This window comes from Neisseria uirgultaei (genome assembly GCF_962719845.1).
GTDB classification, from domain to species: Bacteria; Pseudomonadota; Gammaproteobacteria; order Burkholderiales; family Neisseriaceae; genus Neisseria; species Neisseria bergeri.
Window position 1 is genome coordinate 1 of sequence record NZ_CAUIYF010000007.1, and the last position, 17433, is coordinate 17433.

Below are 17433 nucleotides of genomic sequence, written 5' to 3' on the forward strand. Positions count from 1 at the left end.
CCCCCCCCCCCCCGAAAAAAGGTAGAATCGGGCTTGGTTTGGGCAGAATCATCCATCTGATTCCAAGGATGGATGATGTTTTATTCTCAAGTAAATAAAGGAAAGATGATGAGCCTACTTAATGTCTTTAAAGATATTTTGAACAACAAAGAATTGAATTCGGAAGAACGGCATGATTTGGAGCGGGCTGTTAAGATCTTGCAGGATACGCACGTCAATATTTTGATTACCGGAGCCACCGGTTGCGGAAAATCATCCACCATCAATGCCTTGTTCAGCATAGATCAGGCAACGGGAAAGAGCGATGGGCCGGTAAAGGAAGTCGCAAAAGTAGGCGTGGGTGTAGATCCTGAAACTATGGATATTGCCAAATATGAATTGGAGAATATGACGATTTGGGATAGTCCGGGTTTGGGCGATGGAGAGAAGGCAGACCAACAGCACCGGCGCAATATCATCAATAAGCTGCTGGAGAAAGACAGTAACGGCAATGCCGTCATCGACTTGGTTTTGGTACTGCTCGACGGCGGTTCCAGGGACTTGGGGACATCATACGAACTGATTAACAATGTAATTATCAATACATTGAAGAAGAGCGGGGAAGGCCGTACAGACCGGTTGCTGGTTGCGATTAATCAGTGTGATATGGCGATGAAGGGGCGGAATTGGGATGCGGAAGCCGGCCGTCCGAACGCTGACTTGGAAAACTTTTTGGAAGAGAAAGTGTGTTCGACACGCAAGCGCATTCAGGAAGCTACCGGCGTTACGGTCAATCCGATTTATTTTTCAGCGGGCTTTAAGAGTGAAGATGAGGAGCAACGTCCCTATAACATAACCCGCCTGTTGCGTTATATCATTACGGCTATGCCGTCTGAAAAACGGGTGATTGTGGCAGAGAAGATTAATGTGGAAGAAATCGAGCGAGATACCAGCCGCCGCAAACAGGAGGAGCGGCAAGAAATCGACAGCAGTATCGGCAGTGCGCTGGAGAAAATATTGGGGGCTGCGGGAGGCGTGGTTAAAGATGTTGTTTCAACGATAGCGAGCAGTGTCGGGACGCTGATCGGCGGCGCTGCAAAAGCGATTGGAGAAACGATTGGAAGGGGGATTAGCACGATTGCCTCTTGGTTTGGCTGGTAGGAGCGCATATGCATCGTTACCGTATTTCTGAAATCGGGCAAAAAGTCGCAGCAGCCGGTTTCCGTCCTTTGGATGTCTTGCTTGTCGGTGCGACAGGTGTCGGCAAGTCCTCAACCTTAAATGCCTTGTTTGGCGAACAAAAAGCCAAGGTAGGCACAGGCGTGGATCCCGAAACGCAATTGGTCGAAAGCTATATGCTGAACGATGTGTTGCGGTTTTGGGACAGCGCAGGCTTGGGCGACGGGAAGGAGGCTGACCGCGCCCATCAGAAAAAACTGATTGATGTCCTGTCTAAAACCTACACTCATTCGGATGGGCAGTGGGGCTGGATAGATTTGGTGTTCGTTATCCTTGACGGCAGTTCTCGCGATTTGGGTACGGCCTATGATTTGTTGAGGGACGTTATTCTTAAAATGATTGATCCGGATAGGGTTATTGTTGCGATTAATCAGGCGGATATGGCGATGAAAGGACGTTATTGGGATAAGGTGCTGCATCAGCCGCAGTCGGCTTTGCAACAATTTCTAGACGAGAAGGCCGAATCGGTACAAAAAAGGATTCTGGAAGCGACAGGTTTGCAGATTTCCAAACCCGTTTACTATTCGGCATACGAAAGCTACCATCTCAAAGAAATAATGGATGCAGTCATCAACCATATTCCGGTTTGTCGGAGAAAGATGCATACGCCGTGATGGTCGGATACCGACCCTTTAAAAGAGTCCGACCCTATGCCGTCTGAAGATTCAAAACGCTTCAGACGGCATATTGAAGATATTTCTGATATTTCTGTTGATATTTCTTTGACTTGTCGGATATAATGCCGAGCTTGGTACATTTGTGCCAAGTTTAACTTTGTCTGAAAGACAGGCCAATCGTAGCCTGTCCCTTTACTTTAAAAGGAAAATAATCATGACTTTAGGTCTGGTTGGACGCAAAGTTGGTATGACCCGCGTGTTTGACGAACAGGGTGTTTCTGTTCCGGTTACCGTTTTGGATATGTCTGCCAACCGCGTTACACAAGTAAAATCCAAAGATACTGACGGTTATACCGCCGTTCAAGTTACCTTTGGTCAGAAAAAAGCCAATCGTGTCAACAAAGCCGAAGCCGGACACTTTGCAAAAGCAGGTGTCGAAGCCGGTCGCGGTTTGGTCGAATTTGCTTTGACTGAAGAAAAACTGGCTGAATTGAAAGCCGGTGACGAAATCACCGTTTCTATGTTTGAAGTCGGTCAACTGGTCGATGTAACCGGCACCTCTAAAGGTAAAGGTTTCTCCGGTACGATCAAACGTCATAACTTCGGTGCCCAACGTACTTCCCACGGTAACTCCCGTTCTCACCGCGTTCCGGGTTCTATCGGTATGGCGCAAGACCCGGGCCGCGTGTTCCCCGGTAAACGCATGGCCGGCCAATACGGCAACACCAAAGCAACTGTTCAAAAATTGGAAGTTGTCCGTGTTGACGCAGAACGCCAACTGCTGTTGGTTAAGGGTGCTGTTCCGGGTGCGGTCAACAGCGATGTTGTAGTTCGTCCCAGCGTGAAAGTAGGTGCGTAATGGAATTGAAAGTAATTGACGCTAAAGGACAAGTTTCAGGCAGCCTGTCTGTTTCTGATGCTTTGTTCGCCCGCGAATACAATGAAGCGTTGGTTCATCAGCTGGTGAATGCCTACTTGGCAAACGCCCGCTCCGGTAACCGCGCTCAAAAAACCCGTGCCGAAGTAAAACACTCAACCAAAAAACCATGGCGTCAAAAAGGTACCGGCCGTGCCCGTTCCGGTATGACTTCTTCTCCGCTGTGGCGTAAAGGCGGTCGCGCGTTCCCGAACAAGCCCGACGAAAACTTCACTCAAAAAGTAAACCGTAAAATGTACCGTGCCGGTATGGCGACTATCCTGTCCCAATTGGCGCGTGACGAGCGTTTGTTTGCGATTGAGGCGTTGGCTGCCGAAACTCCTAAAACCAAAGTTTTTGCCGAACAAGTGAAAAACTTGGGTTTGGAGCAAGTGCTGTTTGTAACCAAACAGCTCGACGAGAATGTTTACTTGGCTTCACGCAACTTGCCAAACGTGTTGGTTTTGGAAGCTCAACAAGTTGATCCTTACAGCTTGCTACGTTACAAAAAAGTAATCATCACTAAAGATGCAGTTGCACAATTAGAGGAGCAATGGGTATGAATCAACAACGTTTGACTCAAGTGATTTTGGCACCTATCGTTTCTGAAAAAAGCAACGTATTGGCTGAAAAACGCAACCAAATGACGTTTAAAGTCTTGGCAAATGCAACCAAACCTGAAATCAAAGCTGCTGTTGAGCTGCTGTTCGGTGTTCAAGTTGCTTCTGTAACTACAGTTACAACTAAAGGCAAAACTAAGCGTTTTGGTCGTACTTTGGGCCGCCGCAGCGATGTTAAAAAAGCTTATGTAAGCTTGGCTGCCGGTCAAGAGTTGGATTTGGAAGCCGCTGCTGCAGCTGCAGATAAGGAATAAACAAAATGGCAATTGTTAAAATGAAGCCAACTTCTGCAGGCCGTCGCGGCATGGTTCGCGTGGTAACAGAAGGTTTGCACAAAGGTGCGCCTTATGCACCTTTGCTCGAAAAGAAAAATTCTACTGCCGGTCGTAACCATAATGGTCATATCACCACCCGTCATAAAGGCGGCGGTCATAAACACCATTACCGTGTTGTAGACTTTAAACGTAACAAAGACGGTATCCCTGCAAAAGTAGAGCGTATCGAATACGATCCTAACCGTACTGCCTTCATTGCACTGTTGTGCTATGCAGACGGTGAGCGTCGCTACATTATCGCTCCTCGCGGTATTCAAGCCGGTGCTGTATTGGTTTCCGGTGCTGAAGCTGCCATCAAAGTAGGTAACACCCTGCCGATCCGCAACATTCCCGTTGGTACCACTATCCACTGTATCGAAATGAAACCTGGCAAAGGTGCGCAAATTGCACGTTCTGCCGGTGCTTCTGCGGTATTGCTGGCTAAAGAAGGCGCATACGCTCAAGTCCGTCTGCGTTCTGGCGAAGTTCGTAAAATCAACGTAGATTGCCGTGCAACCATCGGTGAAGTCGGTAACGAAGAGCAAAGCCTGAAGAAAATCGGTAAAGCCGGTGCCAATCGTTGGCGCGGTATTCGTCCGACCGTTCGTGGTGTTGTCATGAACCCTGTCGATCACCCGCATGGTGGTGGTGAAGGTCGTACCGGTGAAGCTCGCGAACCGGTTAGCCCATGGGGTACTCCTGCTAAAGGCTACCGCACTCGTAATAACAAACGCACGGATAACATGATTGTTCGTCGCCGTTACTCAAATAAAGGTTAATTAGTATGGCTCGTTCATTGAAAAAAGGCCCATATGTAGACCTGCATTTGCTGAAAAAAGTAGATGCTGCTCGCGCAAGCAACGACAAACGCCCGATTAAAACTTGGTCTCGTCGTTCTACCATTCTGCCTGATTTTATCGGTCTGACCATTGCCGTGCACAACGGTCGCACCCATGTGCCTGTGTTTATCAGCGACAATATGGTTGGTCATAAATTAGGCGAATTCTCATTGACCCGTACCTTTAAAGGCCACCTGGCCGATAAAAAGGCTAAAAAGAAATAAGGTGAATCATGAGAGTAAATGCACAACATAAAAATGCCCGTATCTCTGCTCAAAAGGTTCGTTTGGTAGCTGATTTGATTCGTGGTAAAGACGTTGCCCAAGCTTTGAATATTTTGGCTTTCAGTCCTAAAAAAGGTGCCGAGCTGATCAAAAAAGTATTGGAGTCAGCTATTGCTAATGCCGAGCATAATAACGGTGCGGACATTGATGAACTGAAAGTGGTAACTATCTTTGTTGACAAAGGTCCAAGCTTGAAACGTTTTCAAGCTCGCGCCAAGGGTCGCGGTAACCGTATCGAAAAACAAACTTGTCATATCAATGTGACAGTGGGTAACTAAGGAAAAGCTATGGGACAAAAGATTAACCCTACAGGCTTTCGCCTGGCGGTAACTAAAGACTGGGCTTCAAAATGGTTTGCTAAAAGCACCGACTTTTCTACTGTTTTGAAGCAGGATATCGATGTTCGCAATTATTTGTGTCAAAAATTGGCTAATGCTTCAGTTGGTCGCGTAGTGATCGAGCGTCCTGCTAAATCTGCACGCATTACCATTCACTCCGCTCGTCCGGGTGTGGTTATCGGTAAAAAAGGTGAGGATATCGAAGTTTTGAAACGTGACTTGCAAGCCTTGATGGGTGTGCCTGTTCATGTAAATATTGAAGAGATCCGCCGTCCTGAGTTGGATGCTCAAATTATTGCTGACGGAATTGCCCAGCAGTTGGAAAAACGCGTTCAATTCCGTCGTGCTATGAAACGAGCAATGCAAAATGCAATGCGTTCTGGTGCTAAAGGCATTAAGATTATGACTTCAGGCCGTCTGAATGGTGCGGATATTGCCCGTAGCGAATGGTATCGTGAAGGTCGCGTGCCACTGCATACTTTACGTGCAAATGTAGATTATGCAACCAGCGAAGCGCACACCACATATGGTGTATTGGGTCTGAAAGTTTGGGTTTATACGGAAGGCAATATTAAATCTTCCAAACCTGAACATGAGAGTAAACAAAGAAAGGCAGGTAGACGTAATGCTGCAGCCAACTAGACTGAAATACCGTAAGCAACAAAAGGGTCGTAATACCGGCATCGCTACTCGCGGTAATAAGGTAAGTTTCGGTGAGTTCGGCTTGAAAGCCGTAGGTCGTGGTCGTTTGACTGCCCGTCAAATCGAAGCTGCTCGTCGTACAATGACCCGTCACATCAAACGTGGTGGTCGTATTTGGATTCGTGTATTCCCTGATAAACCGATTACTGAAAAGCCTATTCAAGTTCGTATGGGTGGCGGTAAAGGTAACGTGGAATATTACATTGCCGAAATTAAACCAGGTAAAGTGTTGTATGAAATGGATGGCGTTCCAGAGGAACTGGCTCGTGAAGCATTCGAGTTGGCTGCTGCCAAATTGCCTATTCCTACAACCTTTGTAGTAAGACAGGTGGGTCAATAATGAAAGCAAATGAATTGAAAGACAAATCCGTTGAGCAGTTGAATGCAGATTTGTTGGACTTGTTGAAAGCTCAGTTTGGCTTACGTATGCAAAACGCTACTGGTCAATTAGGCAAACCAAGTGAATTGAAACGTGTACGTCGCGATATTGCTCGTATTAAAACCGTTTTAACTGAAAAAGGTGCTAAGTAATGAGCGAAACTAAAAATGTTCGTACTTTGCAAGGCAAAGTAGTAAGCGACAAAATGGATAAAACCGTAACAGTATTGGTTGAGCGTAAAGTAAAACATCCGCTGTATGGTAAGATTATTCGATTATCTACTAAAATCCATGCCCATGATGAAAATAATCAATATGGAATTGGTGATGTAGTTGTTATATCGGAATCCCGTCCATTATCAAAAACTAAATCTTGGATTGTCAGTGAGCTGGTTGAGAAAGCACGTTCTGTTTAAGAATTAAAGCAACGTGCTTGAAATGGGAAACGAAGTATTGCAGCAAATTTAATTTGCGTGTAAACTTCGTTTCCTGTCTTTCAGTTTCTTCTGGAAGTTTCTTCCCTCTCGGGGTCCAAGACTGGTTTACTTGAACCGTAAGGTTTCATTTAATAAGCAGCGGCTTTGCTGTAAGTTATCTGAAAGTGGTAAATTAAGTTGGTTAATTTAAAGGTAATAACATGATTCAAATGCAGACCATCTTAGATGTGGCTGATAACTCTGGTGCGCGTAGAGTAATGTGTATCAAGGTATTGGGTGGGTCTAAGCGTCGCTATGCTTCGGTTGGCGATATTATTAAAGTTGCAATTAAAGATGCGGCTCCGCGTGGTCGTGTCAAGAAGGGCGATGTTTACAATGCTGTTGTTGTTCGTACTGCAAAAGGTGTTCGTCGTCCTGATGGGGCTTTGATTAAGTTTGATAACAATGCTGCTGTGTTGTTGAATAATAAGCTCGAACCTCTGGGTACTCGTATTTTTGGTCCTGTAACTCGTGAGCTGCGTACTGAGCGATTTATGAAAATCGTTTCATTGGCTCCTGAAGTATTGTAAGGGGTGGTGGAATGAATAAGATTGTTAAAGGCGATCAAGTTGTTGTTATCGCAGGTAAAGACAAGGGTAAGCGGGGTCAGATCATCCGTGTACTTGGTGGTAAGGTAATTGTTTCTGGTGTAAATGTTGTTAAGCGTCATCAGAAGCCGAATCCAATGCGCGGAGTTGAGGGTGGTGTTATTGTAAAAGAAATGCCTTTGGATATTTCTAATATTGCAATCCTGAATCCGGAAACTAATAAAGCAGACCGTGTTGGTATTAAGCTGATTGAAAATGAAGGCAAAGTTAAACGCGTTCGTTTCTTCAAATCAAATGGCTCTATCATTGGAGCATAAGGAGATAACATGGCTCGTTTGAGAGAGTTTTATAAAGATACAGTTGTTCCTGAATTGGTTAAACAATTTGGCTACAAATCAGTAATGGAAGTTCCACGTATTGAGAAAATCACCTTGAATATGGGTGTGGGTGAAGCTGTTGCTGATAAAAAAGTTATGGAGCACGCTGTTTCTGATTTAGAGAAAATTGCTGGTCAAAAACCAGTTGTTACTGTTGCTCGTAAATCTATCGCAGGTTTCAAAATCCGTGATAACTATCCAGTTGGTTGCAAAGTAACATTGCGTCGTGATCAAATGTTTGAATTCTTAGATCGTTTGATTACTATTGCATTGCCTCGCGTACGTGACTTCCGCGGTGTAAGCGGTAAATCATTTGATGGTCGTGGCAATTACAATATGGGTGTTCGTGAGCAAATTATTTTCCCGGAAATTGAATACGATAAAATTGATGCTTTGCGTGGTTTGAATATTACTATTACAACTACTGCAAAAACTGATGAAGAAGCGAAAGCTTTGTTGTCACTGTTCAAGTTTCCGTTTAAAGGATAATCATGGCTAAGAAAGCACTTATTAATCGTGAGCTGAAACGTCAAGCATTAGCGAAAAAGTTTGCTGCTAAACGTGAGGCAATTTTCGCTGTTATTAATGATGCTAATGCGACTGAAGAAGAACGCTTTGAAGCACGTTTGAAATTTCAATCCATTCCTCGTAATGCAGCACCTGTACGTCAACGTCGTCGTTGTGCTTTGACAGGTCGTCCTCGTGGTACTTTCCGTAAATTTGGTTTGGGTCGTATTAAAATCCGTGAAATCGCTATGCGTGGCGAGATTCCTGGTGTTGTTAAAGCTAGCTGGTAATAGGAGTATAAATAATGAGTATGCATGATCCTATTTCCGATATGTTGACTCGTATTCGCAATGCGCAACGTGCTAATAAAGCAACTGTTGCCATGCCTTCTTCAAAATTGAAATGTGCAATTGCAAAAGTTCTGAAAGATGAAGGCTATATCGAGGATTTTACGGTTTCTGCTGATGCAAAACCGGTATTGGAAATTCAATTGAAATACTATGCAGGTCGCCCTGTGATTGAGCAAATTAAACGTGTTTCACGTCCTGGTTTGCGTATTTACAAAGCATCAAGCGAGATCCCTAGCGTAATGAATGGCTTGGGTGTCGCTATTGTTAGTACTTCTAAAGGTGTGATGACTGATCGCAAAGCCCGTTCTGAGGGTGTTGGTGGTGAGTTGTTGTGCATCGTAGCCTAGTGGAGAAATGTAAATGTCACGCGTCGCAAAAAACCCAGTGACTGTTCCTGCTGGTGTAGAAGTAAAATTCGGAACAGATGCATTGGTAATCAAAGGTAAACATGGCGAACTGTCCTTTCCTTTGCATTCCGATGTTGCTATTGAACTAAACGATGGTAAATTGACTTTTGCTGCAAAAAATGACAGTAAGCAGGCTAATGCTATGTCTGGTACTGCTCGTGCATTGGTTAATAACATGGTTAAGGGTGTTTCTGAAGGTTTTGAGAAAAAACTTCAATTGATTGGTGTAGGTTATCGTGCCCAAGCGCAAGGCAAAGTTTTGAACTTATCTTTGGGTTTCTCTCATCCAATCGTATATGAAATGCCTGAAGGTGTTTCTGTTCAAACTCCTAGCCAAACAGAAATCGTTTTGACTGGTGCAGATAAACAAGTGGTTGGCCAAGTCGCTGCTGAAATTCGTGCATTCCGTTCTCCTGAGCCTTATAAAGGCAAAGGTGTTCGTTATGTAGGTGAAGTAGTAGTGATGAAAGAAGCCAAGAAAAAATAATTGAGGTTCACTAATGGATAAACATACAACCCGACTCCGTCGTGCACGCAAAACCCGTGCGCGTATTGCGGACTTGAAAATGGTAAGATTATGTGTGTTCCGCAGCAATAATCATATTTATGCTCAAGTAATTAGTGCTGAAGGTGATAAAGTATTGGCTCAAGCCTCTACATTGGAAGCTGAAGTACGTAGTAGCCTGAAATCAGGTAGCAACGTTGAAGCAGCAGCTGTAGTTGGTAAGCGTATTGCTGAAAAAGCTAAAGCAGTAGGTGTTGAAAAAGTTGCTTTTGACCGTTCAGGTTTCCAATATCACGGTCGTGTGAAAGCTTTGGCTGAAGCTGCACGTGAAAATGGTTTAAGCTTCTAATATTTGGAGACTTTCAGATGGCAAAACATGAAATTGAAGAACGCGGTGACGGCCTGATTGAAAAGATGGTTGCAGTTAATCGCGTGACTAAAGTAGTTAAAGGTGGCCGTATTATGGCTTTCTCTGCACTGACTGTTGTTGGTGATGGAGATGGTCGTATTGGTATGGGTAAAGGTAAGTCAAAAGAAGTGCCTGTTGCAGTCCAAAAGGCGATGGATCAAGCACGACGCTCTATGATTAAGGTTCCATTAAAAAATGGTACGATTCATCATGAGGTTATTGGTCAACATGGTGCTACTAAAGTATTTATGCAGCCTGCTAAAGAGGGTAGTGGCGTAAAAGCCGGTGGACCTATGCGTTTGGTTTTTGATGCCATGGGCATTCATAATATCTCCGCCAAAGTACACGGATCTACTAACCCATATAATATCGTACGTGCAACATTAGATGGTTTATCTAAGTTGTATACTCCTGCTGATATCGCAGCCAAACGTGGCTTGACAGTGGAAGACATTTTGGGAGTTAACCATGGCTGAGCAAAAAAAGATTAGGGTTACATTGGTTAAAAGCCTGATTGGTACAATTGAATCTCATCGTGCATGTGCACGCGGTTTAGGTTTGCGTCGTCGCGAGCATACGGTAGAGGTTTTAGATACCCCTGAAAACCGTGGTATGATTAATAAAATCAGCTACTTGTTGAAAGTGGAGTCTTGATATGTTTTTGAATACAATTCAACCTGCTGTTGGTGCTACGCATGCTGGTCGTCGTGTTGGACGCGGTATTGGTAGTGGTCTTGGTAAAACAGGTGGTCGTGGTCATAAAGGTCAAAAGAGCCGGTCTGGTGGGTTTCATAAGGTGGGTTTCGAGGGTGGTCAAATGCCCTTGCAACGACGCCTCCCTAAAAGAGGTTTTAAATCTTTAACAGCATCAGCTAATGCACAGCTTCGTTTAAGTGAACTGGAATCAATTGCTGTTAATGAGATTGATATTTTGGTCTTAAAGCAAGCAGGTCTGATTGCATCTACAGTCTCTAATGTTAAAGTTATTGCTTCTGGTGAAATTTCTAAGGCAGTTGCTTTGAGGGGTATTAAAGTTACCAAAGGTGCGAGAGCTGCTATCGAGGCTGCTGGTGGTAAGATTGAAATGTAAGGTTTAATATTGTGGCTAATCAACAAACGTCATCAGGTTTATCCAAGTTTGGAGATCTTAAGAAACGTCTTTTGTTTCTATTTGGAGCATTGATTGTTTTTCGAATTGGTGCCCATATACCCGTACCTGGAGTTGATGCTGTTGCTTTAGCTAAATTATACGAAAGCGCTGGAAACGGCATCCTGGGAATGTTGAATATGTTTTCCGGTGGGTCGTTAGAGCGCTTTAGTATATTTGCAATAGGAATCATGCCATATATTTCAGCTTCTATTATTGTACAGCTCGCTTCTGAAATTTTGCCATCATTGAAGGCTTTAAAAAAAGAAGGGGAGGCTGGTAGAAAGGTAATTACGAAATATACTAGGTATGGTACTGTTTTGTTAGCAATTCTTCAAAGTCTAGGTGTTGCATCTTTCGTATTTCAGCAAGGAGTTGTTGTAACAAGTTCATTTGAGTTTCATGTTTCCACGGTAGTTTCTTTGGTAACGGGAACCATGTTTCTTATGTGGCTTGGGGAGCAAATTACTGAAAGGGGTATCGGGAACGGTATTTCTTTAATTATTACGGCAGGTATTGCTTCAGGTATTCCTTCGGGTATTGCAAAGCTGGTTACACTGACGAACCAAGGTTCTATGAGCATGCTTACGGCGTTGCTTATTGTATTTGGTGCCTTATTATTAATTTATTTGGTTGTATACTTTGAAAGTGCACAGCGGAAGATTCCTATTCATTATGCAAAACGCCAGTTTAATGGTAGGGTGGGGAGTCAAAATACGCATATGCCTTTCAAGTTGAATATGGCTGGTGTTATTCCCCCAATTTTTGCTTCCAGTATTATTCTATTTCCATCTACTCTTTTAGGTTGGTTTGGTTCGGCTGACACAAATAGTGTTTTGCATAAAATAGCTGGATTGTTACAACACGGTCAATTGCTGTATATGGCTTTATTTGCAGCGACAGTTATTTTCTTTTGTTATTTTTATACGGCTTTGTTTTTTAGCCCTAAAGAAATGGCAGAGAATTTAAAAAAGAGTGGTGCTTTTGTTCCTGGGATTAGACCTGGTGAGCAGACCTCTAGGTATTTAGAAAAAGTTGTATTACGTTTGACATTGTTTGGAGCTCTTTATATTACAACTATTTGTTTAATTCCAGAGTTCTTAACTACGGTTTTAAATGTACCTTTTTATTTGGGTGGTACGTCTTTGTTGATTCTAGTTGTTGTAACGATGGATTTTAGTACACAAATAAATTCGTATAGGCTTACTCAACAGTATGATAAGTTAATGACTCGTTCAAAATGAAATCATTTTCTCGGAAATAGAATTATGGCGAAAGAAGATACTATTCAAATGCAAGGTGAAATTCTTGAAACTTTACCTAATGCAACATTTAAAGTAAAACTTGAGAATGACCATATTGTATTGGGTCATATTTCTGGGAAGATGCGGATGCATTACATTCGTATTTCTCCGGGAGATAAGGTCACAGTAGAGCTGACACCTTATGATTTAACTAGGGCTCGAATCGTTTTCAGAGCAAGATAAACCAATAAAAGGAAAATAAAATGCGTGTACAACCATCTGTTAAGAAAATTTGCCGAAATTGCAAGATTATTCGTCGAAATCGTGTAGTTCGTGTAATTTGTACTGATCCCCGTCACAAACAGCGTCAAGGTTAATAGAATATTTCTTTTAATGTGATTCTGTGATATAGTGACACACTTTGCCCTAAAAAGGAAAAAATATGGCTCGTATTGCAGGGGTAAATATCCCTAATAACGCACACATCGTAATTGGTCTTCAGGCTATTTACGGTATTGGTGCTACTCGTGCTAAATTGATTTGTGAGGCTGCAAATATTGCGCCTGATACTAAAGCAAAAGATTTGGACGAGACTCAATTAGATGCTTTGCGTGACCAAGTTGCCAAGTATGAAGTAGAAGGTGATTTGCGTCGTGAAGTAACTATGAGTATCAAGCGATTGATGGACATGGGCTGCTATCGTGGCTTCCGTCATCGTCGCGGCTTACCATGCCGCGGTCAACGCACTCGTACAAATGCGCGTACTCGCAAAGGTCCGCGTAAAGCGATTGCTGGTAAGAAATAAATTTTAAGGAATTTTATTAATGGCTAAAGCAAACACAGCTTCACGTGTACGTAAAAAAGTACGTAAAACCGTGAGTGAGGGTATTGTGCACGTTCATGCATCTTTCAACAATACCATCATTACAATCACTGACCGTCAAGGCAATGCGTTGTCTTGGGCTACCTCTGGCGGCGCTGGTTTTAAAGGTTCTCGTAAAAGTACACCATTTGCAGCACAAGTTGCAGCAGAAGCAGCTGGTAAAGTTGCCCAAGAGTATGGCGTTAAAAATTTAGAGGTTCGTATTAAAGGTCCAGGTCCTGGTCGCGAATCCTCTGTACGTGCTTTGAATGCTCTTGGTTTCAAGATTACCAGCATTACTGACGTTACCCCGTTGCCTCATAACGGTTGCCGTCCGCCTAAAAAACGTCGTATTTAATATTGGAGTGATTTGAAACATGGCACGTTATATTGGCCCTAAATGTAAGTTGGCACGTCGCGAAGGTACGGATTTGTTTTTGAAGAGTGCGCGCCGCTCTTTGGATTCTAAATGTAAAATTGATTCCGCTCCCGGTCAGCATGGTGCAAAAAAACCGCGTTTGTCAGACTATGGTTTGCAGTTGCGTGAAAAACAAAAAATCCGCCGTATTTATGGCGTATTAGAACGTCAGTTCCGTCGTTATTTCGCAGAAGCTGATCGTCGTAAAGGTTCTACTGGCGAGTTGCTGTTGCAATTGCTGGAATCTCGTTTGGATAATGTCGTTTATCGTATGGGTTTTGGTTCTACCCGAGCTGAAGCAAGACAGCTTGTTTCTCATAAGGCGATAGCTGTAAATGGACAAGTCGTCAATATTCCTTCTTTCCAAGTGAAAGCTGGTGATGTTGTCTCGGTTCGTGAGAAAGCCAAAAAACAGGCACGTATTCAAGAAGCATTGGGTTTGGCAACTCAAATCGGCTTGCCGGGTTGGGTTTCTGTAGATGCAGATAAACTTGAGGGTGTGTTCAAAAACATACCGGATCGCTCGGAATTGACCGGTGATATTAATGAACAGCTGGTGGTAGAGTTCTACTCTAAATAATGCTAGCTCAGTGAGGGACAGTTAAATGCAGAATGGCACAACCGAATTTTTGAAACCTCGTCAAATTGATGTAAATACTTTTTCTGCAACTCGTGCAAAAGTATCTATGCAGCCATTTGAACGTGGTTTCGGTCATACCTTAGGTAATGCTTTGCGCCGTATCTTACTGTCATCCATGAATGGTTTTGCTCCTACTGAAGTGGCTATTACCGGTGTATTACACGAATATTCTACTGTTGATGGTGTTCAGGAAGATGTTGTTGACATTTTGCTGAATATTAAAGGTATTGTGTTTAAACTCCATGGTCGTAGCCAAGTTCAACTTGTGTTGAAGAAATCAGGTTCAGGTGTCGTATCTGCCGGTGATATTGAGTTGCCGCATGATGTAGAAATTCTGAATCCTGGTCATGTCATTTGTCATTTGGCTGATAACGGTCAAATTGAGATGGAAATTAAAGTAGAGCAAGGTCGTGGTTATCAATCTGTTTCAGGTCGTCAGGTAGTTCGTGATGAGAACCGTCAGATTGGTGCAATCCAGTTGGATGCGAGCTTTTCGCCCATCAGCCGTGTTAGCTTTGAGGTTGAACCTGCACGTGTAGAGCAGCGGACGGATCTTGATAAGTTGGTTTTGGATATCGAAACCGACGGTTCTATTGATCCTGAGGAAGCTGTACGCAGTGCAGCACGTATTTTGATTGATCAGATGTCTATTTTTGCTGATTTGCAGGGTACGCCTGTGGAGGAGGTTGAAGAAAAGGCACCTCCTATCGACCCTGTTCTTTTGCGTCCGGTGGATGATCTGGAATTGACAGTACGTTCAGCTAATTGTTTGAAAGCTGAGGATATTTATTATATTGGCGATTTGATTCAACGCACTGAAACCGAGCTTCTTAAAACGCCGAATTTGGGACGTAAATCTTTGAATGAGATTAAGGAAGTATTGGCATCTAAAGGTTTGACACTGGGTTCTAAGTTGGAAGCATGGCCACCTGTAGGCTTGGAAAAGCCTTAATGAAGAATTAAAGGATAATTGATATGCGTCATCGTAATGGCAATCGCAAATTAAACCGTACCAGCAGTCATCGTGCTGCAATGCTGCGTAATATGGCGAATTCATTATTGACTCACGAAACTATTGTAACAACTCTGCCTAAGGCCAAGGAATTGCGCCGTGTAGTAGAGCCGTTGATTACATTGGGTAAAAAGCCGTCATTGGCAAACCGCCGTTTGGCATTTGACCGTACTCGCGACCGTGATGTTGTAGTAAAACTGTTTGGCGATTTGGGGCCTCGTTTTACTGCTCGTAACGGTGGTTATGTTCGAGTGTTGAAATACGGATTCCGTAAAGGTGATAATGCACCTCTGGCACTGGTTGAATTGGTTGACAAACCGGTTGCTGAGTAATTTTAGTCATATAACGCCATCTGCCGAAAAGCAGGTGGCGTTATTTTTGCAATATCTGATAGGTAATAGGGTATTGGCTATCATGTTTAAAATATTAATTGAATAGCTAAGGTTTGCGCGGTAAACTTATATCATTAAAAAATTCTATGATGGTCTATATGATGAATGCCTTCGATATAAAGTCGACAAAGATGGACGTATTGTCTATATCTTTGCATACATCAGACTTGTTTGATTTGGAAGATGTGCTGGTCAAATTGGGCAAGAAGTTTCAAGAGTCTGGTGTTGTTCCATTTGTTCTGGATGTTCAAGAGTTTGATTATCCCGAGTCTTTGGATCTTGCTGCATTGGTTTCGTTGTTTTCAAGGCATGGTATGCAAATTTTGGGTCTGAAGCATTCTGATGAACGATGGGCTGCTGTGGCTATGAAGTATCATTTGCTGTTTTGTCTGTCTCATTCGGAAAATGTCAAAGAACTGGGTCAGGTTGAGGTGCAGAAAACGGAGGATGGTCAGAAAGCAAGGAAAACAGTATTGATTACATCCCCTGTCCGTACCGGTCAGCAGGTTTATGCCGAAGATGGCGATTTGATTGTTACAGGGGCGGTCAGTCAGGGGGCGGAATTGATTGCGGATGGCAATATACATATTTATGCGCCGATGAGGGGGCGTGCTTTGGCCGGTGCCAAGGGTGATACTTCTGCCCGCATATTTATCCACTCCATGCAGGCAGAACTGGTTTCTGTGGCGGGTATTTACCGTAATTTTGAACAGGATTTGCCGGATCATCTGCACAAGCAGCCGGTACAGATATTGTTGCAGGATAACCGATTGGTTATCAGTGCAATTGGCTCAGAGTAATTGTTTGATATTTTAAAAAGGAAATATTGTGGCAAAAATTATTGTAGTAACTTCAGGTAAGGGCGGTGTCGGTAAAACGACTACCAGCGCAAGTATTGCAACAGGTTTGGCATTACGCGGATATAAAACTGCGGTAATTGATTTTGATGTGGGTTTGCGTAATCTCGACCTCATTATGGGTTGCGAGCGTCGTGTCGTTTATGACCTGATCAATGTCATTCAGGGTGAGGCGACGCTCAACCAGGCTTTGATTAAAGATAAAAATTGTGAAAACCTGTTTATTTTGCCGGCTTCCCAGACTCGGGATAAAGATGCTTTGACACGCGAGGGCGTAGAAAAAGTGATGCAGGAGCTGTCCGGCAAGAAAATGGGCTTTGAGTATATTATTTGCGACTCTCCCGCCGGTATTGAGCAGGGTGCATTGATGGCGTTGTATTTTGCTGATGAAGCCATTGTAACGACCAATCCTGAGGTTTCCAGTGTGCGTGACTCCGACAGGATTTTGGGAATTTTGCAAAGCAAATCCCGTAAGGCGGAGCAAGGCGGTTCGGTTAAAGAACATCTGTTGATTACGCGTTATTCTCCCGAACGTGTGGCAAAAGGCGAAATGCTGTCTGTACAGGATATTTGCGATATTCTGCGTATTCCTTTGCTGGGTGTGATTCCCGAATCCCAAAACGTCTTGCAGGCATCCAATTCCGGAGAACCGGTCATCCATCAGGACAGCGTAGCGGCTTCTGAGGCATATAAGGACGTTATTGCCCGTCTTTTGGGCGAGAACCGTGAAATGCGTTTCTTGGAAGCTGAGAAAAAAAGCTTCTTCAAACGTCTGTTCGGAGGATAAGGTATGTCATTGATCGAACTTTTATTCGGTAGAAAGCAGAAAACGGCAACCGTTGCCCGCGACCGCCTTCAAATCATCATTGCCCAAGAGCGCGCCCAAGAAGGTCAGGCTCCGGATTACCTGCCGACTTTACGTAAAGAGTTGATGGAAGTCCTGTCCAAATATGTGAATGTTTCATTAGACAATATCCGTATTTCCCAAGAAAAGCAGGATGGTATGGATGTGCTTGAGTTGAACATTACTTTGCCGGAACAGAAAAAGGTATAGGA

32 protein-coding genes and 1 pseudogene are annotated in these 17433 nt (G+C 43.6%); all 33 read left to right on the forward strand.

Translation table 11 applies throughout. The annotated features are described in order from the left end of the window. Window positions 1-75 precede the first annotated feature (75 nt). Complete coding sequence (locus Q9J32_RS05560) at window positions 76-1140, forward strand: GTPase family protein (protein ID WP_301883579.1); 1065 nt, start codon at window positions 76-78, stop codon at window positions 1138-1140. An 8-nt stretch (window positions 1141-1148) separates the two neighbouring features. After that, complete coding sequence (locus Q9J32_RS05565; RefSeq protein ID WP_301883577.1) at window positions 1149-1832, forward strand: GTPase family protein; 684 nt, start codon at window positions 1149-1151, stop codon at window positions 1830-1832. A gap of 217 nt (window positions 1833-2049) precedes the next feature. Beyond that, complete coding sequence (rplC, locus tag Q9J32_RS05570; RefSeq protein ID WP_107863395.1) at window positions 2050-2694, forward strand: 50S ribosomal protein L3; 645 nt, start codon at window positions 2050-2052, stop codon at window positions 2692-2694. Continuing rightward, the gene (gene rplD, locus Q9J32_RS05575; RefSeq protein WP_016686304.1) at window positions 2694-3314 is read left to right on the forward strand and encodes a 50S ribosomal protein L4; all 621 of its coding nucleotides are present in this window, start codon (window positions 2694-2696) and stop codon (window positions 3312-3314) included. Before rplC ends, rplD begins: the two co-directional genes overlap by 1 nt. Then, entirely contained in the window at window positions 3311-3625 is a 315-nt protein-coding gene (gene rplW, locus Q9J32_RS05580) for a 50S ribosomal protein L23 (protein WP_002231529.1), read from the forward strand. The genes rplD and rplW overlap by 4 nt, the downstream gene beginning before the upstream one ends. Before the next feature lie 5 nt (window positions 3626-3630). Then, window positions 3631-4464, forward strand: coding sequence for a 50S ribosomal protein L2 (gene rplB, locus Q9J32_RS05585; RefSeq protein WP_003707139.1), 834 nt, complete (start codon window positions 3631-3633; stop codon window positions 4462-4464). A 5-nt stretch (window positions 4465-4469) separates the two neighbouring features. Next, on the forward strand, window positions 4470-4748 hold the full coding sequence (rpsS, locus tag Q9J32_RS05590) for a 30S ribosomal protein S19 (RefSeq protein ID WP_002215422.1): 279 nt from the start codon (window positions 4470-4472) through the stop codon (window positions 4746-4748). A gap of 8 nt (window positions 4749-4756) precedes the next feature. Beyond that, a complete protein-coding gene (rplV, locus tag Q9J32_RS05595; protein ID WP_301883571.1) occupies window positions 4757-5086 on the forward strand; it encodes a 50S ribosomal protein L22 in 330 nt (109 codons plus the stop codon). A gap of 9 nt (window positions 5087-5095) precedes the next feature. Beyond that, window positions 5096-5788, forward strand: a complete 693-nt coding sequence (gene rpsC, locus Q9J32_RS05600; protein ID WP_301883567.1) for a 30S ribosomal protein S3 — start codon at window positions 5096-5098, stop codon at window positions 5786-5788. Continuing rightward, the gene (gene rplP, locus Q9J32_RS05605; protein ID WP_003749802.1) at window positions 5772-6188 is read left to right on the forward strand and encodes a 50S ribosomal protein L16; all 417 of its coding nucleotides are present in this window, start codon (window positions 5772-5774) and stop codon (window positions 6186-6188) included. The genes rpsC and rplP overlap by 17 nt, the downstream gene beginning before the upstream one ends. Next, window positions 6188-6379, forward strand: coding sequence for a 50S ribosomal protein L29 (gene rpmC, locus Q9J32_RS05610; protein WP_002215432.1), 192 nt, complete (start codon window positions 6188-6190; stop codon window positions 6377-6379). Before rplP ends, rpmC begins: the two co-directional genes overlap by 1 nt. Beyond that, on the forward strand, window positions 6379-6642 hold the full coding sequence (gene rpsQ, locus Q9J32_RS05615) for a 30S ribosomal protein S17 (RefSeq protein WP_107819967.1): 264 nt from the start codon (window positions 6379-6381) through the stop codon (window positions 6640-6642). Before rpmC ends, rpsQ begins: the two co-directional genes overlap by 1 nt. 221 nt (window positions 6643-6863) lie before the next feature. After that, window positions 6864-7232, forward strand: coding sequence for a 50S ribosomal protein L14 (rplN, locus tag Q9J32_RS05620; protein ID WP_003749804.1), 369 nt, complete (start codon window positions 6864-6866; stop codon window positions 7230-7232). Between the two features lie 11 nt (window positions 7233-7243). After that, entirely contained in the window at window positions 7244-7567 is a 324-nt protein-coding gene (rplX, locus tag Q9J32_RS05625) for a 50S ribosomal protein L24 (RefSeq protein WP_301883564.1), read from the forward strand. A 9-nt stretch (window positions 7568-7576) separates the two neighbouring features. Continuing rightward, window positions 7577-8116 carry a 50S ribosomal protein L5 gene (gene rplE / locus Q9J32_RS05630; protein ID WP_003684750.1) on the forward strand — a complete coding sequence of 180 codons (540 nt, stop codon included), beginning with the start codon at window positions 7577-7579 and terminating at the stop codon, window positions 8114-8116. Between the two features lie 2 nt (window positions 8117-8118). Beyond that, complete coding sequence (gene rpsN, locus Q9J32_RS05635) at window positions 8119-8424, forward strand: 30S ribosomal protein S14 (RefSeq protein ID WP_003684736.1); 306 nt, start codon at window positions 8119-8121, stop codon at window positions 8422-8424. A gap of 14 nt (window positions 8425-8438) precedes the next feature. Beyond that, window positions 8439-8831, forward strand: coding sequence for a 30S ribosomal protein S8 (gene rpsH, locus Q9J32_RS05640; RefSeq protein ID WP_003749283.1), 393 nt, complete (start codon window positions 8439-8441; stop codon window positions 8829-8831). Window positions 8832-8844: 13 nt separating this feature from the next. After that, entirely contained in the window at window positions 8845-9378 is a 534-nt protein-coding gene (gene rplF / locus Q9J32_RS05645) for a 50S ribosomal protein L6 (protein ID WP_003749285.1), read from the forward strand. Window positions 9379-9391: 13 nt separating this feature from the next. Continuing rightward, complete coding sequence (gene rplR / locus Q9J32_RS05650; protein WP_003749287.1) at window positions 9392-9745, forward strand: 50S ribosomal protein L18; 354 nt, start codon at window positions 9392-9394, stop codon at window positions 9743-9745. Window positions 9746-9762: 17 nt separating this feature from the next. Further along, window positions 9763-10281, forward strand: a complete 519-nt coding sequence (rpsE, locus tag Q9J32_RS05655; protein WP_301667501.1) for a 30S ribosomal protein S5 — start codon at window positions 9763-9765, stop codon at window positions 10279-10281. Further along, window positions 10274-10459, forward strand: a complete 186-nt coding sequence (gene rpmD, locus Q9J32_RS05660) for a 50S ribosomal protein L30 (RefSeq protein WP_002215447.1) — start codon at window positions 10274-10276, stop codon at window positions 10457-10459. Before rpsE ends, rpmD begins: the two co-directional genes overlap by 8 nt. A gap of 1 nt (window position 10460) precedes the next feature. Further along, on the forward strand, window positions 10461-10895 hold the full coding sequence (gene rplO / locus Q9J32_RS05665) for a 50S ribosomal protein L15 (RefSeq protein ID WP_301883561.1): 435 nt from the start codon (window positions 10461-10463) through the stop codon (window positions 10893-10895). 11 nt (window positions 10896-10906) lie between these two features. Continuing rightward, window positions 10907-12216: pseudogene (gene secY / locus Q9J32_RS05670) on the forward strand (preprotein translocase subunit SecY). A 4-nt stretch (window positions 12217-12220) separates the two neighbouring features. Then, on the forward strand, window positions 12221-12439 hold the full coding sequence (gene infA / locus Q9J32_RS05675) for a translation initiation factor IF-1 (protein ID WP_002215452.1): 219 nt from the start codon (window positions 12221-12223) through the stop codon (window positions 12437-12439). A gap of 20 nt (window positions 12440-12459) precedes the next feature. Then, on the forward strand, window positions 12460-12573 hold the full coding sequence (gene rpmJ, locus Q9J32_RS05680; protein ID WP_003697674.1) for a 50S ribosomal protein L36: 114 nt from the start codon (window positions 12460-12462) through the stop codon (window positions 12571-12573). A 65-nt stretch (window positions 12574-12638) separates the two neighbouring features. Continuing rightward, window positions 12639-13001, forward strand: a complete 363-nt coding sequence (rpsM, locus tag Q9J32_RS05685; protein WP_002215453.1) for a 30S ribosomal protein S13 — start codon at window positions 12639-12641, stop codon at window positions 12999-13001. A 19-nt stretch (window positions 13002-13020) separates the two neighbouring features. Continuing rightward, window positions 13021-13416, forward strand: a complete 396-nt coding sequence (rpsK, locus tag Q9J32_RS05690) for a 30S ribosomal protein S11 (RefSeq protein WP_002216249.1) — start codon at window positions 13021-13023, stop codon at window positions 13414-13416. Between the two features lie 19 nt (window positions 13417-13435). After that, window positions 13436-14056, forward strand: a complete 621-nt coding sequence (rpsD, locus tag Q9J32_RS05695; RefSeq protein WP_301883560.1) for a 30S ribosomal protein S4 — start codon at window positions 13436-13438, stop codon at window positions 14054-14056. Between the two features lie 25 nt (window positions 14057-14081). Continuing rightward, window positions 14082-15068, forward strand: coding sequence for a DNA-directed RNA polymerase subunit alpha (locus tag Q9J32_RS05700; RefSeq protein WP_301883558.1), 987 nt, complete (start codon window positions 14082-14084; stop codon window positions 15066-15068). Between the two features lie 23 nt (window positions 15069-15091). After that, window positions 15092-15460, forward strand: coding sequence for a 50S ribosomal protein L17 (rplQ, locus tag Q9J32_RS05705; RefSeq protein ID WP_003713265.1), 369 nt, complete (start codon window positions 15092-15094; stop codon window positions 15458-15460). 146 nt (window positions 15461-15606) lie between these two features. Further along, window positions 15607-16320 (forward strand): septum site-determining protein MinC, encoded by a 714-nt coding sequence (gene minC / locus Q9J32_RS05710; protein ID WP_118792941.1) that lies wholly within the window; start codon window positions 15607-15609, stop codon window positions 16318-16320. 28 nt (window positions 16321-16348) lie between these two features. Continuing rightward, complete coding sequence (gene minD, locus Q9J32_RS05715; RefSeq protein WP_003690053.1) at window positions 16349-17164, forward strand: septum site-determining protein MinD; 816 nt, start codon at window positions 16349-16351, stop codon at window positions 17162-17164. Window positions 17165-17167: 3 nt separating this feature from the next. After that, window positions 17168-17431: a cell division topological specificity factor MinE gene (gene minE, locus Q9J32_RS05720; protein ID WP_003749826.1), complete on the forward strand. Its 264-nt coding sequence runs from the start codon at window positions 17168-17170 to the stop codon at window positions 17429-17431. Window positions 17432-17433: the final 2 nt, after the last annotated feature.